This window comes from Actinoplanes sp. NPDC089786 (genome assembly GCF_040684855.1).
Lineage (GTDB): Bacteria > Actinomycetota > Actinomycetes > Mycobacteriales > Micromonosporaceae > Actinoplanes.
Genome location: NZ_JBFBGU010000001.1, coordinates 1,059,998 through 1,080,117, shown reverse-complemented (window position 1 = coordinate 1,080,117; position 20,120 = coordinate 1,059,998). Strand labels below are relative to the sequence as shown.

The window sequence follows — 20,120 nt, the reverse complement described above, 5'->3', positions numbered from 1 at the left end:
CGAGTGGACCGCTTCATCTTCCTCACCTTCGACGGGCTGAGCCGCGGCGCGGTGTACGCCGCGTTCGCGCTCTCCCTGGTGCTGATCTGGCGCGCGGCGCGGATCGTCAACTTCGCCCAGGGCGCGATGGCCGTGGCGACCGCGTACGCCGGCTACTCGGTGGCCAACACGACCGGCTCGTACTGGCTGGGCTTCGCCGTCGCGCTGGTCGGCGGCCTGGTGCTGGGCGCCGGGGTGGAACGGGTGGTGATGCGCTTCGTCGACCATTCGTCGCCGCTGAACGGCGTGGTCGTGGCGCTCGGCCTGGTCCTGGTGATCCAGGCGGTGCTCGGGATGATCTACGGCAACGAGTTCCGGCCGGCCGGGGCGCCGTTCGACCGGGACGCGTTCGTGGTCGGCGGGATCGCCCTGCTGTCCCGCTTCGACCTGTTCGTGTTCGGCGCGGTGTTCGCCGTGGTGGCATTGCTGGTGCTGCTGTTCACCCGCACCGCGGTCGGGCTGCGGATGCGGGCGGCGGCCTTCGCGCCGGACGTGTCCCGGCTGCTCGGCGTGAACGTCGGCGGGATGCTGACGCTGGGCTGGGCGCTGGCCGCGGCGGTCGGGTCGCTGGCCGGGATGCTGGTCATCCCGACCGAGCTGGGGCTGCATCCGAACGCCATGGACGTGGTGTTCGTGTCGGCGTTCACCGCGGCGGTGGTGGGCGGCCTGGACAGCGCGGTCGGCGCGGTGGTCGGGGGCGTGGTGGTCGGCCTGCTGCTCTCGTACGTCAGCGGCTATCTCGGCGCGACCGTGGCGCCGATCGCCGTGCTCGTCCTCCTGCTCGTGGTGCTGCTGGGCCGCCCCGGTGGCCTGTTCGGCTCGGTGAAGGCGAGGGTGGCATGAGCGAGGGCACCGCGACGACGCGAAAGCCGGCGGCCGGCCCGGACGGGCGGGCCCGCGCGGCGGCGCCGGCCGGAGAGCGAAAGAACGTTCGTTCTCTCATGCGGAATGTTGCGCTCATCCTCGTCGGCGCCGCGATCATCCTGGCGTTGAGCTATGTCCTGTCGCCGTTCCGGAACTACCAGTTGGCCACGGTCGGCGCCTACTTCTGTGTGACCGCGGGCCTGACCATCCTCACCGGACTGAACGGGCAGCTGTCGCTGGGCCACGGCGCCCTGATGGCGGTCGGCGCCTACACGCTGGCGATGACCCAGAACGAGCTCGCCGGGAACGGGCAGTGGACGCTGCTGGTGGCGGTGCTGGCCGCGATCGCGGTGACCACGGCCGTCGGGGCGGTGGTGGGACTGGCCGCGGCGCGTTTACGGGGGCCGTATCTGGCCGGGCTCACGCTCGCGGTCGCCGTGGTGGTGCCGGCGATCACCAGCACCTGGGACACGACGTTCAACAGCGACCAGGGCCTGTCGGTGTCGGTCGATCCGCCGCCGCCGGCGCTGGGCTACGACTTCCCGTACGAACGCTGGCAGGCCTGGCTGACCTGGGCGGGCGCCCTGCTCACGCTGCTGTTCCTGGCCAACCTGATCCGCAGCCGGTTCGGCCGCAACCTCAAGGCGGTGCGGGACGACGAGGCCGCCGCCCGGCTGGCCGGCATCAACGTCGCGCGTACCCAGGTGATGGCCTTTGTCGTCAGCGCCGCCTGCGCGGGTCTGGGCGGGGCGCTGATCGCCGTGCTCTCGCAGAGCGTCAGCCCGGGCGCGTTCCCGCTGGCCCTGTCCCTCTTCCTGGTCATGGCCATCGTCATCGGCGGCCTGGGCCGGCTGGCCGGCGCGCTGTGGGGCGCGGTGCTGCTGGTCGTGCTGCCGGCCACCACCCACTCGCTCACCGACTCGATCGACGTCTCGGCCGCGGTCGCCCAGCGCCTGGAGGGCAACCTCCCGCTGGCCATCTTCGGCGTGGTGCTGATCGTCGTGATGCTCGCGTTCCCCGGCGGGATCGCTTCCCTCCCTTCAAAAGTCCTCAGGAGAAAAAGATGAGACGTATCGCGCCAGTCGCCGTCGTCGCGCTGATCCTCGCGACCGCCGCCTGCTCGGGCGGAGATGATCAAGGCGGAGCAACGAGCGGGGGCAACACTCCCGGCGTCACCGACACCGAGATCCTGATCGGCACGCACATGCCGCTCACCGGACCGGCCGCAGCCGGCTACTCGAAGATCGCGCCGGCCAGCAAGGCCTACTTCGACTACGTGAACGCGAACGGCGGCGTCAACGGCCGCAAGATCAACTACAAGGTCATGGACGACACCTACAACCCGGCGACCACCCAGCAGGTGGTCCGCGAACTGGTGCTGCAGGACAAGGTCTTCGCGATCTTCAACGGCCTGGGTACGGCCACCCACACCGGCGTCCTCGACTTCCTCAAGACCAACCGGGTGCCCGACCTGTTCGTCAGCTCGGGCAGCCACAGCTGGGACCAGCCGCAGAAGTATCCGGGCACGTTCGGCTTCAACCCGGACTACACGGTCGAGGGCAAGATCCTCGGCACGTACGTCAAGACCACCTGGGCCGGCAAGAAGACCTGCTTCCTCGGCCAGGACGACGACTTCGGCCGGGACAGCCTGCTCGGCTTCGAGAAGGGCCTGGGCGCGCCGGTGGCGGCCAAGCAGACCTACGTGACCAGCAACCCGAACGTGGGCCCGCAGATCGGCGCGTTCAAGGCGGCCGGCTGCGAGGTCATCATGCTGGGCACCATCCCGGGCTTCACCGCCCTCTCGCTCGGCACCGCGGCCAAGATCGGCTACAAGCCGCAGTTCGTGGTGTCCAATGTGGGCGCGGATCCGACTACGCTGACCAGGTCGCTGGGCGCGAGCGCGCCGGCGCTGCTCGAGGGCGTGGTCGCCGACGGCTACCTGCCGCTGAGCAACGACGACAGCAACCCGTGGATCCAGCTGTTCAAGAAGGTCAACACCGAGCACAACGGCAACGCCGAGTTCGACAACCTGATCGTGTACGGCATGTCCGGGGCGTACCTGCTCGTGCAGGCGCTCCAGGCGGCGGGCAAGGATCTGACCCGCGAGGGCATCATCGAGGCGGTGCAGAAGAACGGGTTCACCGGCGGTCCGGGCCTGTCCCCGCTGCGCTTCTCGAAGGACGACCACTCGGGTTACGGTGGCATGCGACTGACCAAGATCACCGGTGGCAAGGCCGAGTACTTCGGGCCCACCTACGAGACGGACGAGAAGGACGGGCCGGTCAACGAGTACACGACGCCGCCCGCGACTCCTCCGGCGAACGGCATCCCGGCCACGTCCTGACCGGATGCTTGCGGCCCGTCGCCGCGCGGGAGATGGTTGGCGGCGGGCCTGCGGGCGACTAATGTTTGCAGTCTGAGTGCAAATTCTTGACGGGAGACATGGATGAGCGTCGCGGTCGTCACGGGGGCCAGCCGAGGCATCGGTTTCGCCATCGCCCAGCGGTTCGTCGCCGACGGCATCAAGGTGGTCATCACCGGGCGGAACGCGGAGGCCCTGGAGGCCGCGGCCAAGGAGCTCGGCGGCCCGGACACGGCGATCGGCGTGGCCGGCAAGGGCGACGACCCGGAACACCGCGCCGCCGCCGTGGCCGCCGCGTCCGCCCGGTTCGGCCCGATCACCGCCCTGGTCAACAACATCGGCATCAACCCGGCGTACGGCCCGCTCGAAGATCTTGATCTGGACGCCGCCCGCAAGATGGTCGAGGTCAACCTGCTCGGCACGCTCGGCTGGGTGCAGGAGGCGCTGCGTGGCGGGCTGGCCGGCGCGGGCGGCTCGATCGTGAACATCTCGTCCGTCTCCGGCGTGCGCCCGGCGCCCGGCATCGGCTTCTACGGCGTCACCAAGGCCGCGCTGATCAACCTCACCGAGCAGCTCGCCGTCGAGCTGGCGCCCGAGGTGCGGGTGAACGCGGTGGCCCCGGCGGTGGTCAAGACCAAGTTCGCCACCGCGCTGTACGAGGGGCGGGAGGCCGAGGTGTCGGCCAAGTACCCACTCCGTCGTCTGGGCGTCCCCGAGGACGTGTCCGGCGCGGTGGCCTTCCTGTGTTCACCGGACGCGGCCTGGATCACCGGACAGACGCTGGTCATCGACGGTGGCGTGACGCTGACCGGAGCGGTTCAGTGAGCTCACCCAAGCGGGTCGTGGTGACCGGGGCGGGCGGCGGCATCGGCGCCGCGATGGCCCGCCGGTTCGCCGCCGACGGCGCCCAGGTGTTCGTGAACGACCTTGATGAGGCGGCCGCGTCGGCGGTGGCCGCCGAGATCGGGGGGCGGGCCGTCCCGGGCGACGCCGGGCGCGAGGCCGACGTCGCGCGCCTCATCGACGCCGCCTGGGACGGGCTCGGCGGGATCGACCTCTTCTGCGCCAACGCCGGCGTGCTGACCGGCGGCGGCCCCGAGACGCCGGACGAGGCGTGGCAGCGTGATTTCCAGGTCAACGTCATGAGCCACGTGTACGCGTCCCGCGCGCTCCTGCCCCGCTGGCTCGACGCGGGCCAGGGCCACCTGCTGGTCACCGTCTCGGCGGCCGGGCTGCTCACGTTGCTGGGCAGCGCGACCTACTCGGTGACCAAGCACGCCTCGCTGGCCTACGCCGAGTGGCTACGGGCCACCTACGCCCACCGGGGCATCAAGGTGCAGGCGTTGTGCCCCCAGGGTGTGCGCACCGACATGATGTCGCGCGGCGGCGACCGGTCGGCCAGCAGCGCCCTGCTCGCCCAGAGCGCCATGGAGCCGAGCGCGGTCGCCGAGGTGGTGCTCGAGGGCGTCCAGCAGGACGGCTTCCTGATCCTGCCGCACCCCGAGGTGGCCGAGTTCGCCCAGCGGCGGGCCGCCGACCCCGACCGCTGGCTGGCCGCGATGAACAAGATCCAGCGGAGCATCGAGTGAAGGGTCTCGACCTCGACGCGCTGCAGGCATACCTGAAGACCGGCCCGCTGACCGCGACCATGTTCGCCGGCGGGCGATCCAACCTGACGTACGCGGTGACCGACGGCGAGACCCGCTGGGTGCTGCGCCGGCCGCCGCTGGGCCACGTGCTGCCCACCGCGCACGACATGTCCCGCGAGCACAAGGTGCTGTCGGCCCTGTCCGCGGCCGGTTTCCCGGCCCCGGCGCCGGTCCTGCTGTGCACCGACGCCGACGTCATCGGCGCGCCGTTCTACCTGATGGAACACGCGACCGGGCGGATCTACCGGGACGTCGCCGACCTGGAGGCGCTGGGCCCCGACCGGATGCGCACGCTCACCCTCGACCTGGTCGACACCCTGGCCGACCTGCACGCGCTCGACCCGCAGGCGATCGGGCTGGGCGACTTCGGCCGGCCGCAGGGCTTCAACGAGCGCCAGGTGCGCCGCTGGAAGAAGCAGCTGGACGCCTCCCGCAGCCGCGACGTGGCCGGCATCGACGAGCTGCACGCCCGGCTCGCGGTGCAGGTGCCCGAGGGCGACGGCACCGTGGTACACGGCGACTTCCGGCTCGACAACGTGTTGATCGGCGACGACCTGACGGTCAGCGCGGTGCTCGACTGGGAGATGTCCACGCTCGGCGACCCGCTCAGCGATGTCGCGCTGATGCAGGTCTACGCCGGCCGCCCGCTGCTCGACCAGAACGGCGAGCCCCGGGCGCCGCTGACCGTCCCCGGTCACCCGGGCCTGCCCGAGATCGCCGCCCGGTACGCCGAGCGCAGCAAGCGGGACGTCAGCGATCTGCACTGGTACATCGCGTTCGCCTGTTTCAAGCTCGCCGTGATTCTGGAAGGCGTCCATTACCGCTATGTGCACGGACAGACCGTCGGTGCGGGATTCGAGACGGTCGGCCGTATGGTGGCGCCTTTGGTCACACAGGGGCACGAAGCTCTGGAGGGATAGATGGACTTCGCATACGACGAGAAGACCGAGGACTACCGCAAGCGGCTCCTCGCCTTCATGGACGAGTTCGTCTACCCGATCGAGGCGGCCTACGAGGCGGACGGCTGGGGACCACCGGCGTCACTGGAGCCGCTGAAGGCCGAGGCCAAGGCGCGCGGCCTGTGGAACCTCTTCCTGCCCGGCGAGCACGGCGCCGGCCTGACCAACGTGCAGTACGCGCCGCTGGCCGAGATCACCGGCCGCAGCCCGTCGATCGCCCCGGCCGCGCTGAACTGCGCCGCCCCGGACACCGGCAACATGGAGGTGCTGGCCGAGTTCGGCACCCCGGCCCAGCGCGAGCAGTGGCTCGAGCCGCTGCTGGCCGGCGAGATCCGGTCGGCCTTCGCGATGACCGAGCCCCAGGTCGCCTCGTCGGACGCGACCAACATCGGCACCCGGATCGTCCGCGACGGCGACGACTACGTGGTCAACGGCCACAAGTTCTACATCTCCGGGGCGATGAACCCGAACTGCAAGATCTTCATCGTGATGGGCAAGACCGACCCGGACGCCGCCCGGCACGTGCAGCAGAGCCAGATCCTGGTGCCGCGGGACACCCCCGGCGTGACGATCAAGCGGGGCATGACGGTCTTCGGCTACGACGACGGCGATCACGGTGGGCACGCCGAGGTGTTCTTCGAGGACGTACGCGTACCCGCGACGAACCTGATCGGTGCGGAGGGCGGCGGTTTCGCCATCTCGCAGGCGCGCCTCGGACCCGGCCGGATCCACCACTGCATGCGGCTGATCGGCATGGGCGAACGCGCCCTCGAGCTGATGTGCACCCGGGCGCTGGCCCGCGAGCCGTTCGGCAAGCCGCTGGCCGAGCAGGGCGTGGTGCAGGACTGGATCGCCGAGGCCCGGGTCCGGATCGAGCAGGCCCGGCTGCTGGTGCTCAAGGCGGCCTGGCTGATGGACACGGTCGGCAACAAGGGCGCGCACACCGAGATCCAGGCCATCAAGATCATCACGCCGGGCACGGTCGAATGGATCCTCGACAAGGCGATCCAGGCCCACGGCGCGGCCGGGGTGGGCCAGGACACGCCACTGGCGCGGCTCTGGGCGTCGGCCCGTACGCTCCGATTGGCCGACGGACCCGATGAAGTGCACAAGCGCTCGCTGGCCCGGCGCGAGCTCAACCGATACCGGAGCCCACGATGACCACACCCACGCCGCGGGTGGACGGGCGCACCGCCCGCTCCGAACGTACCCGCAACGCCATCGTGGACGCGCACGTCAGCCTCATCACCGACGGCGACATGCGCCCGACCGCCGACCGCATCGCCAAGCTGGCCGGGGTGTCCCTGCGCGCCCTGTGGAGCCACTTCGCCGACATGGAGGCGCTGATGACGGCCAGCGCCCAGCGCATACTCGAACGCCGGGACGCGGCCCACGAACCGATCTCCGCCGACCTGCCGCTGACCGAGCGCATCGAGGCGTACTGCAAGCAACGGGCCCGGCTCAACGACCTGGTCGCGCCGGCCGCCCGCGCCTCGGCGCTGAAGGAGCCGTTCTCGCCGGCCCTCCAGCGCTACCGCAAGACGCACCTGCAACGCGCCCGCGACGAGGTGTCCACCCTGTTCGCCGCCGAGATCGACGGCGACCAGGAACTGCTCAACGCGGTCACCGTGGTCAGCATGTGGAACACCTGGGACACACTGCGCACCCCGATGGAACTGCCCACCGAGGCCGCCGCCGCCATCCTCCAGCGCATCGTCACCGCGCTACTCCAGAAGCACCACTGAGCGGGCGCCCTCGCCGCGGCCCATCCGCTCGAAGGCGGCGGGCACGTCGGCCAGCCCGATCCGGTCGGTGACCAGGTGGTCCAGGGACAGCCGGCCGGCCAGCACGTCGGCGGCCAGCCGCGGCACCTCGGTGTCCGGGTCGGCGTTGCCGTAGACCGACGACCGCAGGGTGCGCGCCGACGAGAAGATGTCCAGCGCGCTCAGCTCGACCATGTCGTCGTGCCGGCCCATGCCGACCACGGTCACCTGGCCGCCGCGCCGGGTCGCGCGCCACGCCGCCCGGATCGTCGCCGACCGGCCCACGCACTCGAAGGCGTGGTCGGCGCCGCGGCCCTCAGTGCGGGAACGCACCTCTTTGGACAGGGTTTCCGAGGCGAGCAGGAAGTCGGTCGCCCCGGCCGCTTCGGCGAGCGCCCTCTTCGACTCGCTGACGTCCACCGCGAGGACCGTCGCCGCGCCCGCCGCCCGGGCCGCCGCCACCACCGACAGCCCGACGCCGCCCAGGCCGATCACCAGCACCGATTCCCCGGCGGCGACCCGTGCGGTGTTGCGGACCGCGCCGGTGCCGGTCAGCACCGCACAGCCGAGCAGCGCCGCCGGCGCCCACTCCAATTCCGGGGGTACGCCGATCACCGCGTTCTCGGGGACGACCACCTGATCGGCGAACGCGCCCAGCCCGAGCGTCACGTAGGCCGGGACGTCGTCGATCGTGCTGCCGTTCTCCAGGGCCGCGATGCCGCTGGTGGTCGCGCACAGCCACGGCTGGCCGTGCGTGCAGAACCAGCACATCCGGCAGGCGGGCTGCCAGTTCAGCGCCACGTGGTCGCCGACCGCGGCGCGGGTCACCCCACTGCCGGCCTCGACCACCTCGCCCGCCGCCTCATGACCCAGGACCAGCGGGTACGGCGGGCGCAGCGTCCCGTTGACCATGGACAGGTCGGAGTGGCACACCCCGGCCGCCCGGATGGCCACCCGCACCTGGCCCGGTCCGACCTCGGGCAGCAGCAGCTCGGCCAGTTCCGGCGACGCACCGGCCGCTCGCACCACCACCGCGGAGACCCGGGCGGTCATCGCTGGATCGCCTTCACCTGCTGGAACTCCTCCAGCCCGAACGGGCCGAGCTCGCGCCCGACGCCGGACTGCTTGTAGCCGCCGAACGGCGCCTGTGGGTTGAACGGGCCACCGTTGACGTCGACGGCGCCGGTCCGCAACCGCCGGGCCACCGCCAGCGCCCGCTCCGGTTCGCCCCAGACGGCGCCGGCCAGGCCGTACCGCGAGTTGTTGGCGATCGTCACGGCGTGGTCGTCGTCGTCGAACGGGATGATCGACAGCACCGGGCCGAAGATCTCCTCCTGGGCCAGCTCGCTGTCCGGGTCGACGTCGGCGAAGACCGTCGGCGCGACGAAGAAACCCTTGTCCGGAAGGGGTTGGCCGGCCGAGACCAGCTTCGCGTCGGCCCGCTCGATGAAGCCGAGCACGCGGTCCCGCTGGGCCGCCGACACCAGCGGCCCGAGCCGGGTGGCCGGGTCGAACGGGTCACCCACGGTGAACGCGGCGGCGACCTGACCGGCCAGCGTGACGGCGTCGTCGTACGCACTGCGATGCACCAGCATCCGGGTCCACGCCGTGCAGGTCTGCCCGGAGTTGAGGAACGCGTTGCTCACGCCGGTCTTCACCGCCCGGGTGACGTCGGCGCCCTCCAGGATCACGTTGGCCGACTTGCCGCCCAGCTCCAGCGCCACCTTGGCGATCCGGTGGGCGGCGGCGTGCGAGATGGCGCGGCCGGTCGCGGTCGAGCCGGTGAACGACACCATGTCCACGTCGGGGTGCCCGGCGATCGCCGCCCCCACGACCGGTCCGGTGCCGGTCACGAGATTGAGGACCCCATCGGGTACGCCCGCCTCGACGGCCGCGTCGGCCAGCAGGTAGGCGGTCAGGGGGGTCAGCTCGCTCGGCTTGAGCACCACCGTGCAGCCCGCGGCCAGGGCGGCCGCCACCTTGGCCACGACCTGGTGCAGCGGGTAGTTCCACGGGGTGATCGCGCCGACCACGCCGACCGGTTCGCGGATGACCAGCGTGTTGCCGATGGTCTGCTCGGTCACCGGTTGAACGGCCAGGTCGGCGTACCCCCGGAGAACCGTGAGGGGCAGACCGGCCTGGACCATCTGGGCGATCTTGAGCGGCGTGCCCAGCTCGAGCCCGACGGTGCGGGCGATGTCGGCGGCGCGCGCCGAGAGCGAGGTGTGCAGGCGGTCCAGCACCGCTCCCCGCTCGGCCATCGGCGTCGCGGCCCACCCGTCGAAGGCGTTGCGGGCCGCGGCCACGGCATCATCCACATCGGACTGGGTGCCGGCCGGCACCGTGCCCAGCACCTCCTCGGTGGCCGGGTTGATCACCTCGATCACGCCGGTCGACGCCGGGGTGACCCAGGCGCCGTTCACCAGAAGCTTGTCCCGAGTCATCGTTCCGCCTCGCTCTTCAGCTGGGATTCGAGGCCGGAGACCAGCGTCTCCAGGCCGAGGACGAACGCGCCCTCGTCCACCCGCTCGCGATGCTCGGCGAGGTGGTGGGCGTGGTGGAGATGAGGGTAGTGCGCGTAGAGCTCCGGGTCGCCGGGGAAGCCGAGCGCGAACGACCCCAGCGCGGAGCCGGTGACCAGGTAACGCAGCAGCGCGCCGATGTGCGTGGCCCGGGACGGCGACCAGCCGGCCCGGATCAGCGCGCCGTAGACCGCGTCGGCCATGGCCAGCGCGGCCGGGTTGCGGCCCGGTCCGCGGGCCAGCACCGGCACGATGTTCGGGTGCTCGCTGAGCACGGCGTGGTACGACTGGGCCCACAGCCGCAGCGCCTTGCCCCACTCGTGGCCGGCGAACGGGGAGACGTCGACCTGGGCGATCACCGCGTCGGCCACGGCGTCGAGAATTTCGGCCTTTGTGGCGAAGTGGTTGTACAGCGAGGGCCCGGCCACGCCCAGCTCGGTGGCGAGCCGGCGGACCGACACCGCGTCCAGCCCTTCGGCGTCGACCAGCACGCCCGCAGCCTCGACGATCCGCTCACGGGTGAGCAGAACCTGCCGCGGCCGAGCCATGGGGCCTCCAAAGTTGCACTGGACGTGTGAAAACTTACACCGCTAGTTTATCCATATGGACTTCTCCCTGAGCGATGAGGAACGCGCGATCCGCGATACAGCACGGCAATTCATCGCGAAGGAGGTGATGCCGCTGGAGGCCGAGGTGCTCCGGCGAGAACGCAAGGGCGGGCGGGGGCTCGAGCGCAGCGAGCTGGTCGAGCTCCGGCAGAAGGCGAAGAAGTTCGGCTACTGGGGCCTGGGCACGCCCGAGCAGTACGGCGGCATGGAACTTCCCGCGATGATGCAGTCGCTGATCTGGACCGAGGTGGGCCGCACGTACGTGCCGTTCAGCTTCGGCGGCGAGGCCGACAACATCCTGTACTACGCCAACGAGGACCAGAAGCGGGAGTTCCTGATCCCGACCATCGAGGGCGAACGCATCTCCTGCTTCGCGATCACCGAACCGGGCGCCGGCTCGGACGCGGCCAACATCAAGCTCAGCGCCCGCCAGGACGGCGACGACTGGGTGCTCAACGGGGAGAAGACGTTCATCACCAACGGCAACGACGCCGACTTCGCGATCGTCGTCGCGGTCACCGACAAGGAGAAGGGCGTCCGCGGCGGGGGCACCACCGCGTTCCTGGTCGACCGCACGATGGGCTGGACCTCCGAGCCGATCGAGACGATGGGCGACGCCCGGCCCGCCTCGCTGTCCTTCGACGACGTGCGGGTGCCGTCGCGCAACATCCTGGGCGAGATCGGCCAGGGCTTCGAGCTGGGCATGAAGTGGATCGGCCGGGGCCGCTACCTGATCCCATCGGCCGCGCTGGGCAGCGCGGAACGCGCTCTGGGCATGGCCGTCGAGTACGCCAACACACGCGAGACCTTCGGCCGGAAGATCGGCGACAACCAGGCGATCCAGTGGATGATCGCCGACTCCGAGGTGGAGCTGGAGGCGGCCCGCTGGCTGATCCTGCGCGCCGCCTGGACGGTGGACCAGGGCATCGACCCGCGGCACGCCTCGTCGATGGCCAAGCTCTACGGGGCCGGCATGGTCAACCGGGTGATGGACCGGGTCATGCAGATCCACGGCGGCATGGGCTACACCCGGGAGCTGCCGATCGAGCGGTGGTACCGCGCGGTCCGGCTGATCCGCATCTACGAGGGCACCGACGAGATGCAGCGCCTGATCATCTCCCGCGACCTGCTCCGCGGGTACACCAAAATCGGCGGACACCTGGCCTGAGGAGGCTCAGCATGACCGTTCTCTCGCTCGCGACGATCCTGGCCGAGGCGGCGCGCAAGCGGCCGGACAAGGTCGCGGTGATCGACCACGCGGGCACCCGGCTGACCTACTCCGAGCTGTGGGCCGAGGCCCGGTCGTGGGCGGCCGGGCTGCGTGAGCTCGGCGTACGCCCGGGCGACACCATCGCCCTGCAGATCCCCAACGTCATCGACTTCCCGCGCGCCTACTACGGGGCGCTGGCGGCCGGCGCGGTCATCGTTCCGGTGCACCTGCTGCTGACGCCGGACGAGATGGCCTATGTCCTGACCGACAGCGGCGCGTCCCTCCTGGTCGCCCACCCGAGCCAGATCGAGACCGCCGGCGCGGCCGCCTCCCTCGCCGGTGTCCGGCTGGTCGGCACCGCCGACGTCCCTCAGCCGGAGCCGCTGCACACCTACGTGACGCGCGAGGCCGAGGACACCGCGGTGATCTTCTACACCAGCGGCACCACCGGCCAGCCCAAGGGCGCGTTGCTGACCCACCTCAACCTGGTCATGAACGCGACCGTGAACACGTTCGACGTGCACGACCCGCGACCCGACGACATCTCGATGGGCTGCCTGCCGCTGTTCCACACGTTCGGGCAGAGCGTCGCGATGAACGGCACCTTCCGGGCCGGCGGCACGCTGGTCCTGCTGCCCCGGTTCACCGGCGAGGCCGCGATCGACCTGATGGTCCGCGAGGGCGCGACCATCTTCTACGGCGTGCCGACCATGTTCATCGGCCTGCTCGAGGCGGCGCCGAAGGCCGACCGGCTGCCCGATCTGAGGCTCTGCTTCTCCGGCGGGGCCTCGCTCCCGGTGGCCGTGCTCGAGAAGTTCTCCGAGGTCTTCCATTCCCCGATCTACGAGGGGTACGGCCTGTCCGAGACCTCGCCGACCGCGACCACCAACCAGCCGGCCTTCGGGACCCGGCCCGGCACGATCGGGCACCCGATCTGGGGCGTCGAGGCCGAGATCGCCCGGGCCGAGGTCGACGAGCGGATCGAGTTCCTGCCCACCGGCGAGCTGGGCGAGATCGTGATCCGCGGGCACTGCGTCTTCGCCGGCTACCACAACCGGCCCGAGGCGACCGCCGAGGCGCTGATCGACGGCTGGTTCCGCACCGGCGACCTGGGCCGCAAGGACGAGCTGGGCTTCATCACGATCGTCGACCGCAAGAAGGACCTGGTGATCCGGGGCGGCTTCAACGTCTACCCGCGCGAGGTCGAGGAGGCGCTGGCCCGGCACCCGGCGGTCCAGCAGGTCGCGGTGATCGGCGTCCGGGACGCCACGCTGGGTGAGGAGATCTGCGCGGTGGTGGTGGCCGATCCCGGGCTGGCCGAGGACGACCTCATCGAGTGGAGCAAGGAGAAGCTGGGCCGGCACAAGTACCCGCGGCAGGTGCGATTTGTCGAGTCGCTGCCGCTCGGCCCCAGCTTCAAGGTGCTCAAGCGCGAGCTACGGAAGACCTTCTCCGAGTAGGAGTTTCGGCAGCTCGGCGACGATCGGCTTGTCCGCCGGGAGCCACCGCACGCTGGTCAGCTCGTCCGGGCCGAGCCAGCGCATCGCGGTGTGCTCCAGGGCGCGCGGGACGTCGCCGCCGAGCAGCGTGACCGCGAAGACCCGGAGAACGGCCCGGCCGTGCGCGAGGGGCACGTCCGGGCCGACGCGTTCGCCGACCTCGACGCGTACGCCCAGCTCCTCGGCGCACTCGCGGGCCAGCGCCTCGGCGTCGGTCTCCCCCGGCTCGACCTTGCCGCCGGGGAACTCCCAGCGCCCGGCCACCTCGGGCGGAGCCGATCGTTCACAGGCCAGCACCCGGCCGCCGGTGATGATCACTGCCGCCACAATCACTCTGGGTGATGACGTGGGGCTGACTGGGCGTTCCGAGCGCATGGAGTGAGACCTTGCCACAAAAAGTCACCGTTCAGGTTGCCCCAAGCCGTCCCGATCGTCGGGAGAACACGGATATGTGGGCGTGGACATAGTTGACGCCGCAGACAAGACTGTCGGGACCGACCATGACGACACGGCGACAGTTTGGCCACAAGCCGGCAACGACGCCAAGGGGGTGCGGCGATGCGGGCCAGAAGACGGCGCGGGGCCAACTCTTCCGACTACTTGTCGGATGCGCTCGCTCTGTTACAGGGCTGGACGCGCGACGGGATCGAAATCCGCCGGGAACTGGTGTGTGACGACAGTCAGCATGCCGCACTGACCGAGCGGATCAAGGTGGCGGCCGACACACTGCGCATACGCCCCGCTATCCGGCGCACGGACGGTCACACCCAGATCAGCCTCAGTGCGGGCGAAGGCGACACCATCACCGATGGCCAGGTGACCCTCGCGGCCCGCATCGAGGACGCGTACAAGACGGTGGTCGGCGCCTCTTAGGCTTTGAATCATGAGCGAGCCGGTGTACGACAAGAAGGACCAGTACAAGCAGATCGAGAGCGGCCTTCTCGAGGGCGAGCAGATCATCGCCGTGTACGACGCGGTCGGCGTCGGCACCGGGTTCATCGGGCTCACCACGCGCCGCGTGATCATCCAGGACAAGTCCTTCATGGGTAAGCGCTTCGCGATCACGAGCATCCCGTACTCGAAGGTCAGCAGCGTCAGCGTGGTGAGCAACAAGAGCCTGGCCGGCCAGTACTTCTCCAGCGGCACGATCGCCATCACGGTCGGGACCCACATCTACGAGGTCGAGTTCCGTGGCACCGAGAAGACGCACCACGTCCACAACGTGATCTTGCACTACGCGTCGTGAAGATCCGTACACTTTTGTTTCGGAACGCAAAAGTATTTACAGCTTTGCCCAAAGCCGCCTAGGGTCGGTCACACGCCGGTAACAATCCCCCACGCCGGCGACTCACCCCTCAGGGCGGAGCTATGCGCCGTAGACATCGATTTATCTACACTCTTGGATCAGTGCTCCTCGTCGCCGGTGTGCTCGCCGTTCCCCGGGCGGCCACCGCGCACACCATCGATCCGGCCGACTTCCAGCAGGTGACCCTGGCCAAGGGCGTCGCCGAGGTGGGCGAGCCGATGGCCATCGCGGTGCTGCCGGACCGCTCGGTGCTGCACACCGCCCGGGACGGCACACTCCGCCGCACCGACGCCAACGGGACCACGTCCGTGAGTGGCCGGCTGTCGGTCTACACCCACGACGAAGAGGGCCTGCAAGGCGTCGGCGTCGATCCCGGCTTCGCGAGCAACCGGTTCATCTACCTCTACTACGCGCCGCCGCTGAGCACCCCGGCCGGGGACGCGCCCGCCACCGGCAGCGACTGGTCGGCCTGGCAGGGCGTCAACCGGCTGTCCCGGTTCACGCTGAACGCCGACTTCACGCTCAACACGGCCAGCAAGGTGGACGTGCTCGACGTCAAGGCCGACCGCGGCCTGTGCTGCCACGTCGGCGGCGACATCGACTTCGACGCGGCCGGCAACCTCTACCTGTCCACCGGCGACGACAGCAACCCGTTCGACTCGGCCGGCTACGCGCCGATCGACGAGCGCACCAACCGCAACCCGGCGTACGACGCCCAGCGCAGCGCCGGCAACACCAACGACCTGCGGGGCAAGGTGCTGCGGATCAAGGTGCAGCCGAACGGCACCTACACGATCCCCTCGGGCAACCTCTTCGCGCCGGGCACCGCGAACACCCGCCCCGAGATCTACGCGATGGGCTTCCGCAACCCGTTCCGGATGAGCGTCGACAAGCAGACCGGCGTCGTCTACCTCGGCGACTACGGCCCGGACGCCGGCACCACGGACGCGAACCGGGGCCCCAGCGGCCAGGTCGAGTTCAACCGGATCACCAGCCCGGGCAACTACGGCTGGCCGTACTGCACCGGCACCAACACGTCGACCGAGACCTACAACGAGTGGAACTTCGCCACCAACGCCACCGGCCCGAAATTCAACTGCTCGGGCGGCCCGACCAACAACTCGTTCCGCAACACCGGGCAGACCACGCTGCCGGCGGCCCGGCCGGCCTGGATCCGGTACGGCGGCGACGCCGGCACCCCGGCCGAGTTCGGCGGCGGCTCGGAATCGCCGATGGCCGGCCCGGTCTACCACTTCGACCCGAACCTGAACTCGCCGACCAAGTTCCCGGCCGACATGGACAACCAGTTCTTCGCCGGCGAACTGGGCCGGGGCTGGATCAAGCCGATCCACCTCAACGGCGACGGTTCCCGCGGCGCCATCGACGCCTTCCCCTGGGCCGGCAAGCAGGTCATGGACATGGCGTTCGGGCCGGACGGCGCGCTCTACGTGCTCGACTACGGCACCGGCTACTTCAACGGTGACGCCAACTCGGCGCTCTACCGGTTCGACTACCTGGCCGGTGGCAACCGGGCCCCGATCCCGGTGGCCTCGGCCACGCCGACCTCGGGCCAGGCGCCGCTGACCGTGTCGTTCTCGTCGGCCGGCTCGTCCGATCCGGACGGTGACGCGATCACCTACTCGTGGAACTTCGGCGACGGCACCTCGTCGACGGCGGCGAACCCGACGAAGACGTACACCACGAATGGCACCTACAACGTGACCCTGACGGCACGGGACCCTTCGGGCGCCACCGGCACGGCCAGCGTCCAGGTCGGTGTCGGCAACACCGCGCCGGCCATCACCATCACCAGCCCGCCGGACGGATCGCTGTTCTCGTACGGCGACACGGTTCCGTTCTCGTTCACGGTCACCGACCCGGAGGACGGTTCGATCAACTGTTCCCGGGCCAAGATGACGTACGTGCTGGGCCACGACAGCCACGGCCACCAGATCACCTCGGTCACCGGCTGCTCCGGGCAGATCACCAACCCGGTCGACGGTGAGCACGACAGCGCGGCCAACATCTTCGCGGTCTTCGACGCCGAGTACACCGACGCCGGCGGCCTGACCACGCACAAGCAGCACATCCTCCAGCCCCGGCACCGGCAGGCCGAGCACTTCAAGACCTCGTCCGGCGTCACCGTCATCGACAAGAGCGCCGCCGAGGGCGCCAAGACGGTCGGCGACATCAACAACGGCGACTGGATCGCCTTCACGCCCTACCGGCTGGCCGGCGTCACGTCGTTCACCGCACGGGTGTCGTCCGGCGGCACCGGCGGGACGCTGCAGGTGCGGGCCGGTTCACCCACCGGCGCCGTGCTCGGGCAGGCCACCGTCCCGGTGACCGGGGGCTGGGAGACCTTCACTACCGTCACCGGCACGATCAGCGGCGGGTCGACGGCCACCACCACGCTCTACCTGACCTTCGCCGGCAGCGGCACCGCGGCGCTCTACGACCTGGACGCGTTCACGCTGAACTCCACCGCGGCCACCCGCACCGGGCCGGTTCGCGGCCTGGCGAGCAAGTGCCTGGACGTGGCCGGGGCCAACAGCGCCGACGGCACCAAGATCCAGCTCTACACCTGCAACACCTCCGGCGCGCAGAACTGGACGGTGGCCTCGAACGGCTCGCTCCAGGCGCTCGGCAAATGCCTGGACGTGGCCGGTGGCGCCACCGCGAACGGCACCAAGGCCCAGCTCTACACCTGCAACAACTCGGCCGCGCAGGTCTGGGCGGCGCAATCCGACGGCACGCTGAAGAACCCGCAGTCCGGCCGGTGCCTGGACGTCCTCGAGAACAACCCCGCCGACGGCCAGCAGATCCACATCTGGGACTGCTTGGGCGCGGCCAGCCAGAAGTGGGTGTTGCCATGATCGGTCAGATTCTCGCGGCGATGCTGCTGATCCCGGCGGCGGCGCCGGCAGTGGCCGCCGACGACCCGTACGACGTCCTGGTCTTCTCCAAGACCGCCGGTTTCCGGCACGACTCCATCCCGGCCGGCGTCCAGCTCGTCCGCGACCTGGGCGCGGCCAACGGGTTCACGGTGACCGCCACCGAGGACGCCGCCGCGTTCACCCCGGCCAACCTGGCCACCTTCGAGGCCGTGGTGTTCATGAGCACCACCGGCGACGTGCTCAACGCCACCCAGCAGACGGCGTTCGAGTCGTATGTCCGGGGTGGCGGCGGCTACGTCGGCGTGCACGCGGCGGCCGACACCGAGTACGACTGGCCGTTCTACGGTGAGCTGGTCGGCGCCTGGTTCGACTCGCACCCGGCGATCCAGCCGGCCACCATCCGTACGCAGGACCGGGGGCACGCCGCCACCGCGCACCTGCCGCAGGCTTGGAACCGCACCGACGAGTGGTACAACTACCGCACCAACCCGCGGTCGACCGCCCATGTGCTGTCCACCCTGGACGAATCCACCTACAGCGGCGGCAACATGGGCGCCGACCACCCGATCACGTGGTGCAAGACGCTGAGCGGCGGCCGCTCCTTCTACACCGGCACCGGCCACACCCAGGAGTCGTACGCCGACCCGCTGTTCCGCCAGCAACTGCTCGGCGGTATCCGGTACGCGGCCGGCCAGGCCAACGCCGACTGCCGCCCCGAGACCGGCTACACCGCGCTGTACAACGGATCGACGACCGGCTGGGCCCAGGCCGGGCCGGGCTCGTTCACCAACACCGACGCCACGCTCACCTCGACCGGCGGCATGGGCCTGTTCTGGTACCAGGCCAAGCAGTTCACCAGCTACTCGCTCAAGCTGGACTGGAAGATGGCCGACGACGACAACAGCGGCGTGTTCATCGGCTTCCCGCGATCGACCGATCCGTGGTCGGCGGTGGACAACGGCTACGAGATCCAGATCGACGCCACCGACGCGACCGACCGGACCACCGGCTCGGTCTACACGTTCAAGGCGGCCGACCTGGCCGCCCGGGACGCGGCGCTCAACCCGCCCGGCGCGTGGAACACCTACGAGCTGCTGGTCGAGGGTGAGCACCTGCAGATCTTCCTCAACGGCGTCAAGATCAACGACTTCACCAACACCAATCCGGTACGGTCGCTGGCCGGCCACATCGGCCTGCAGAACCATGGTGACGGCGACACCGTGTCCTTCCGCAACGTGCGGATCAAGGAGCTCGGTGGCACTACGCCGCCGACCGGCGTCGGGCCGATCGTCGGCCTGGCCAACAAGTGCCTCGACGTGGACAACGCCGGCACCGCCGACGGCACCAAGGTCCAGCTCTACACCTGCAACAACAGCACGGCCCAGCGCTGGACCCGGACCGGCAACACGTTCCGGGCCCTCGGCAAGTGCCTGGACGTCTCCGGCGGCGCCAGCGCCGACGGGACGAAGGTCCAGCTCTGGACGTGCAACACCAGCGGTGCCCAGAACTGGACGCCGCAGTCCAACGGCACCATCGTCAACCCGCAGTCCGGCAAGTGTCTCGACGTGAGCGAGAACAACCCCGCCGACCGCCAGCAGATCCACATCTGGACGTGCACCGCGGGCGCCAACCAGATCTGGAGACTGCCCTAGCCTGTTCCCGTTCCCGCAGGCTAGGTGGGTTGTCCCCAGCGGCCCGGCCACCGGTCGGGCAGCACCCGGGCCGGCCAGGAAGTCTCGTTCACCTGGCCCTCGGGGGTGCGCCTCAGCTCGTACCCCCGGGGGCCTTCCCGGTCGGCGACCACCTCGGCCAGTTCCGTGCCCCGGTAGACCAGCCCCGCGCCGTCGTCGGTGCAGTAGCCGTCCGGCAGCGTGCCGTCGCTGACGAACTCGTGCATCCGCGGCCGCCGCCGCTCCTCGCCGTCGTAGTGCACGCCGTTGCTGTACGGCAGGAAGCCCAGGCCGTCGGTGAAGGCGCTCAGCTCGTACGTGAAGCTGTCCGTGCTGCCGCCCGTGTGCCAGCAGATCGACCCGGCCGAGACCCCACCGAGCACCACGCCCGCCTGCCACGCCTCGTGCAGGATGTCCGGCAGCCCGTGCACCCGCCACACCGCGCACAGATTGGCCACGCTGCCGCCGCCGACCCAGACCACGTCCTGCGCCAGCAGGTGCTCGCGGATGTTCTCGATGTTCGGCATCGGGAACAGGGCCAGGTGCGACGGGACGAACTCGGTGCCGGCCAGCGCGGCGTAGATCGCGCCGATGCGAGCCTCCGGATCGCCGGTCGCCTGGTTGAGGAAGCAGATCTTCGGCGCGGTGGTCGCGTTGGCCAGCTCGGCGGCGTAGTAGTGGATCGGCCCCGGCCGCATGGAGAACGGGCCGTAGCGGCCGGGCCAGAACGAGGCGCTGGTGGCGAGAATGGTGGGAGCGTCGGCAGTCACGC

General features: G+C 70.3%; 19 protein-coding genes. 14 read left to right on the top strand and 5 right to left on the bottom strand.

All coding sequences use genetic code 11. From position 1 onward, the window contains the following. Window positions 1-3: 3 nt before the first annotated feature. From AB0O15_RS05245 to AB0O15_RS05210, 8 genes are all read left to right on the top strand, one after another. A complete protein-coding gene (locus tag AB0O15_RS05245; RefSeq protein ID WP_364314276.1) occupies window positions 4-882 on the top strand; it encodes a branched-chain amino acid ABC transporter permease in 879 nt (292 codons plus the stop codon). 98 nt (window positions 883-980) lie between these two features. Continuing rightward, the gene (locus tag AB0O15_RS05240) at window positions 981-1,970 is read left to right on the top strand and encodes a branched-chain amino acid ABC transporter permease (RefSeq protein ID WP_364314273.1); all 990 of its coding nucleotides are present in this window, start codon (window positions 981-983) and stop codon (window positions 1,968-1,970) included. After that, window positions 1,967-3,247, top strand: coding sequence for an ABC transporter substrate-binding protein (locus AB0O15_RS05235; RefSeq protein ID WP_364314271.1), 1,281 nt, complete (start codon window positions 1,967-1,969; stop codon window positions 3,245-3,247). Before AB0O15_RS05240 ends, AB0O15_RS05235 begins: the two co-directional genes overlap by 4 nt. Before the next feature lie 102 nt (window positions 3,248-3,349). Continuing rightward, the gene (locus tag AB0O15_RS05230; protein WP_364314268.1) at window positions 3,350-4,090 is read left to right on the top strand and encodes an SDR family oxidoreductase; all 741 of its coding nucleotides are present in this window, start codon (window positions 3,350-3,352) and stop codon (window positions 4,088-4,090) included. Continuing rightward, window positions 4,087-4,854: an SDR family oxidoreductase gene (locus AB0O15_RS05225; protein WP_364314266.1), complete on the top strand. Its 768-nt coding sequence runs from the start codon at window positions 4,087-4,089 to the stop codon at window positions 4,852-4,854. The genes AB0O15_RS05230 and AB0O15_RS05225 overlap by 4 nt, the downstream gene beginning before the upstream one ends. Next, window positions 4,851-5,834, top strand: a complete 984-nt coding sequence (locus AB0O15_RS05220) for a phosphotransferase family protein (RefSeq protein ID WP_364314264.1) — start codon at window positions 4,851-4,853, stop codon at window positions 5,832-5,834. Before AB0O15_RS05225 ends, AB0O15_RS05220 begins: the two co-directional genes overlap by 4 nt. Then, window positions 5,835-7,034 carry an acyl-CoA dehydrogenase family protein gene (locus AB0O15_RS05215; RefSeq protein ID WP_364314261.1) on the top strand — a complete coding sequence of 400 codons (1,200 nt, stop codon included), beginning with the start codon at window positions 5,835-5,837 and terminating at the stop codon, window positions 7,032-7,034. Next, window positions 7,031-7,618, top strand: coding sequence for a TetR/AcrR family transcriptional regulator (locus tag AB0O15_RS05210; RefSeq protein WP_364314260.1), 588 nt, complete (start codon window positions 7,031-7,033; stop codon window positions 7,616-7,618). The genes AB0O15_RS05215 and AB0O15_RS05210 overlap by 4 nt, the downstream gene beginning before the upstream one ends. Here the strand turns inward: AB0O15_RS05210 and AB0O15_RS05205 are convergent. The 3 genes from AB0O15_RS05205 to AB0O15_RS05195 are packed head-to-tail and all read right to left on the bottom strand — an operon-like array spanning window position 7,598 to window position 10,706. After that, window positions 7,598-8,689 (bottom strand): zinc-binding dehydrogenase, encoded by a 1,092-nt coding sequence (locus AB0O15_RS05205; protein ID WP_364314257.1) that lies wholly within the window; start codon window positions 8,687-8,689, stop codon window positions 7,598-7,600. The two genes, AB0O15_RS05210 and AB0O15_RS05205, sit on opposite strands and share 21 nt — an antisense overlap. Beyond that, window positions 8,686-10,080, bottom strand: coding sequence for an aldehyde dehydrogenase family protein (locus tag AB0O15_RS05200; protein ID WP_364314255.1), 1,395 nt, complete (start codon window positions 10,078-10,080; stop codon window positions 8,686-8,688). Before AB0O15_RS05200 ends, AB0O15_RS05205 begins: the two co-directional genes overlap by 4 nt. Further along, entirely contained in the window at window positions 10,077-10,706 is a 630-nt protein-coding gene (locus AB0O15_RS05195; protein ID WP_364314252.1) for a TetR family transcriptional regulator, read from the bottom strand. Before AB0O15_RS05195 ends, AB0O15_RS05200 begins: the two co-directional genes overlap by 4 nt. A 55-nt stretch (window positions 10,707-10,761) precedes the next feature. Between AB0O15_RS05195 and AB0O15_RS05190 the strand changes: the two genes are divergently transcribed. Then, window positions 10,762-11,934, top strand: coding sequence for an acyl-CoA dehydrogenase family protein (locus AB0O15_RS05190; protein ID WP_364314249.1), 1,173 nt, complete (start codon window positions 10,762-10,764; stop codon window positions 11,932-11,934). A gap of 11 nt (window positions 11,935-11,945) precedes the next feature. After that, the gene (locus tag AB0O15_RS05185; RefSeq protein ID WP_364314247.1) at window positions 11,946-13,436 is read left to right on the top strand and encodes a long-chain fatty acid--CoA ligase; all 1,491 of its coding nucleotides are present in this window, start codon (window positions 11,946-11,948) and stop codon (window positions 13,434-13,436) included. Here AB0O15_RS05185 and AB0O15_RS05180 read toward each other — a convergent pair. Next, entirely contained in the window at window positions 13,413-13,850 is a 438-nt protein-coding gene (locus AB0O15_RS05180; RefSeq protein WP_364314244.1) for a (deoxy)nucleoside triphosphate pyrophosphohydrolase, read from the bottom strand. The two genes, AB0O15_RS05185 and AB0O15_RS05180, sit on opposite strands and share 24 nt — an antisense overlap. Window positions 13,851-14,033: 183 nt before the next feature. Between AB0O15_RS05180 and AB0O15_RS05175 the strand changes: the two genes are divergently transcribed. The 4 genes from AB0O15_RS05175 (at window position 14,034) to AB0O15_RS05160 (ending at window position 19,330) form a co-directional block, all read left to right on the top strand. After that, window positions 14,034-14,348 carry a 4a-hydroxytetrahydrobiopterin dehydratase gene (locus AB0O15_RS05175; RefSeq protein WP_364314242.1) on the top strand — a complete coding sequence of 105 codons (315 nt, stop codon included), beginning with the start codon at window positions 14,034-14,036 and terminating at the stop codon, window positions 14,346-14,348. A gap of 10 nt (window positions 14,349-14,358) precedes the next feature. Further along, a complete protein-coding gene (locus tag AB0O15_RS05170; RefSeq protein WP_364314239.1) occupies window positions 14,359-14,721 on the top strand; it encodes a PH domain-containing protein in 363 nt (120 codons plus the stop codon). Window positions 14,722-14,843: 122 nt separating this feature from the next. Next, window positions 14,844-17,657 carry a PQQ-dependent sugar dehydrogenase gene (locus tag AB0O15_RS05165; RefSeq protein WP_364314236.1) on the top strand — a complete coding sequence of 938 codons (2,814 nt, stop codon included), beginning with the start codon at window positions 14,844-14,846 and terminating at the stop codon, window positions 17,655-17,657. Further along, the gene (locus tag AB0O15_RS05160; protein ID WP_364314234.1) at window positions 17,654-19,330 is read left to right on the top strand and encodes a ThuA domain-containing protein; all 1,677 of its coding nucleotides are present in this window, start codon (window positions 17,654-17,656) and stop codon (window positions 19,328-19,330) included. Before AB0O15_RS05165 ends, AB0O15_RS05160 begins: the two co-directional genes overlap by 4 nt. A 20-nt stretch (window positions 19,331-19,350) precedes the next feature. Here the strand turns inward: AB0O15_RS05160 and AB0O15_RS05155 are convergent, their stop codons facing one another. Beyond that, a complete protein-coding gene (locus tag AB0O15_RS05155; RefSeq protein WP_364314231.1) occupies window positions 19,351-20,118 on the bottom strand; it encodes a peptidase E in 768 nt (255 codons plus the stop codon). Window positions 20,119-20,120: the final 2 nt, after the last annotated feature.